Origin of the sequence: Morganella sp. GD04133, from assembly GCF_029835375.1 — a bacterium.
GTDB classification, from domain to species: domain Bacteria; phylum Pseudomonadota; class Gammaproteobacteria; order Enterobacterales; family Enterobacteriaceae; genus Morganella; species Morganella morganii_B.
Window position 1 is genome coordinate 1 of the sequence record NZ_JAODZS010000106.1, and the last position, 694, is coordinate 694.

The 694-nt window shown below is 40.5% G+C and carries 1 protein-coding gene and 1 pseudogene; one reads left to right on the forward strand and one right to left on the reverse strand.

What is annotated here, in order from left to right:
- On the forward strand, positions 1-316 hold a 316-nt coding region (locus tag N7387_RS21325), incomplete at its 5' end, for a hypothetical protein (protein WP_279800961.1).
- Between the two features lie 83 nt (positions 317-399).
- On the opposite strand, the pseudogene N7387_RS21330 reads toward N7387_RS21325, so the two are convergent.
- Positions 400-694, reverse strand: a pseudogene (locus tag N7387_RS21330) (hypothetical protein); the annotation flags it as partial.

Here is a 694-nt window from a genome sequence, read left to right on the forward strand (position 1 = left end):
CTTTGCTTCCACTAAAAATCCAGAGTGGGAACATGAAAATGAATTCAGAATTATTTTATCAGAGCGAAAATCTGTTGACAGAAAAGATGGTGGTTACACTTATGATCCTGGAAAAGAAAAAATTGTCAATTTCTTCGAACGAGATGCAATGTTAATTCCATTCATTAATATTCCAGTACCCCGTAATCTCATTACTAAAATAACATACCAGACAGATAGAAATGATAATAGAATTGAGGAGTCTATTAATTTACTAAAAAGATTATACAATGCTAATTTTGAAATAAAGAAATCAGAAAGTAGTTTTTGCCGATAGTATTAAAACAATAAAAATCATTAATTACCCCTTCTTAATGAATTTATATTTTCGGAAGGGGTGTATCTATATGTCTTTTATTATTACTCCACCGGCTCCGCAACCTCCTGCGCTTCACGTTCTACCTGCTCACGCTCCATCTGCTCCGCCAGTTCACGCTGCTTCACATTCCACGCTGAGCCCTGCGGCATTTCAACACGCACATCGAGGCGGGTGGATTCAGGCAGATCACACGGTTCACCGTCCTGATAGAAAATACGCTCACCTTCCGGGGTGACCTCTTTCAGCCGCCAGTTCTGGAAACGTTCCGGTAAATGCGCATGCTGACGGTGACAAGTTTCAATAATCAGACTGCCGTCTTCCTGTACGCGGTCATCG